Source organism: Psychrobacter sp. NPDC077938, from assembly GCF_044542635.1.
In the GTDB taxonomy this organism is placed as follows: Bacteria; Pseudomonadota; Gammaproteobacteria; order Pseudomonadales; family Moraxellaceae; genus Psychrobacter.
Window position 1 is genome coordinate 3,831 of sequence record NZ_JBITUW010000010.1, and the last position, 1,603, is coordinate 5,433.

A 1,603-nucleotide genomic window follows, 5' to 3' on the forward strand; every position below is an offset into this window, starting at 1 on the left:
CTATACCGAGATCTGATAGCAAGCTGTACTTGTACAGCGAAGTGGCAAATACCATGCTTCCAGGAAAAGCTTCTAAGCAATAGTTATAAACGAATCGTACCCTAAACCGACACAGGTGATCAGGTAGAGAATACCAAGGCGCTTGAGAGAACTCTGCTGAAGGAACTAGGCAAAATGGTACCGTAACTTCGGGAGAAGGTACGCTGTTGATGGTGATAGGACTTGCTCCTTGAGCTGTTGGCAGTCGCAGATACCAGGCTGCTGCAACTGTTTATTAAAAACACAGCACTCTGCAAACACGAAAGTGGACGTATAGGGTGTGATGTCTGCCCGGTGCTGGAAGGTTAATTGATGGGGTTAGCGTAAGCGAAGCTCTTGATCGAAGCCCCAGTAAACGGCGGCCGTAACTATAACGGTCCTAAGGTAGCGAAATTCCTTGTCGGGTAAGTTCCGACCTGCACGAATGACATAATGATGGCAGCGCTGTCTCCAGCAGAGACTCAGTGAAATCGAAATCGCAGTGAAGATGCTGTGTACCCGCGGCTAGACGGAAAGACCCCGTGAACCTTTACTACAGCTTTACATTGAACTTTGACCTGACTTGTGCAGGATAGGTGGGAGGCTTTGAAGCCGAGACGCTAGTCTCGGTGGAGCCAATCTTGAAATACCACCCTGGTCATGTTGGGGTTCTAACTCAGGTATAACAATACCGAGGACAATGTATGGTGGGTAGTTTGACTGGGGCGGTCTCCTCCTAAAGAGTAACGGAGGAGTACGAAGGTGCGCTCAGACCGGTCGGAAATCGGTCGTAGAGTATAAAGGCAAAAGCGCGCTTAACTGCGAGACCCACAAGTCGAGCAGGTACGAAAGTAGGTCTTAGTGATCCGGTGGTTCTGTATGGAAGGGCCATCGCTCAACGGATAAAAGGTACTCTGGGGATAACAGGCTGATACCGCCCAAGAGTTCATATCGACGGCGGTGTTTGGCACCTCGATGTCGGCTCATCTCATCCTAGGGCTGAAGCAGGTCCTAAGGGTATGGCTGTTCGCCATTTAAAGAGGTACGCGAGCTGGGTTTAGAACGTCGTGAGACAGTTCGGTCCCTATCTACCGTGGGCGTTGGAAATTTGAGAGGATCTGCTCCTAGTACGAGAGGACCAGAGTGGACGAACCTCTGGTGTTCGGGTTGTCACGCCAGTGGCATTGCCCGGTAGCTACGTTCGGATGGGATAACCGCTGAAAGCATCTAAGCGGGAAGCCCACCTCAAGATTAGATTTCCCTAAAGAGCCGTTCAAGACTAGGACGTTGATAGGCAGGGTGTGGAAGCGCAGCGATGCGTGTAGCTAACCTGTACTAATTGCTCGTTTGGCTTGACCATACAACACCCAAGTGGTTTGTATACAAGTCTAATTAATCTATCTTGTATAGCTCAGGCTATAGAATAAGAAAGAACATTTCGATATCACCTTTAACCTTGATTCAGTTAGGTTACAAGTTGATCGACCATAAACTAAACATTTATAGTCAAACAATAAAAATAACAGACTCATATCTAACCCCCTTTGCTGACGACAATAGCGCGATGGCCCCACCTGATCCCTTC

Annotated in this window: 1 rRNA gene (running past one end of the window); it reads left to right on the forward strand. The window is 48.7% G+C overall.

Annotated features, from left to right (window positions below):
* A 23S ribosomal RNA gene (locus ACIGBM_RS13405) occupies positions 1 to 1,378 on the forward strand (it extends 1,577 nt beyond the left edge of the window).
* The last annotated feature ends 225 nt before the right edge of the window (positions 1,379 to 1,603 follow it).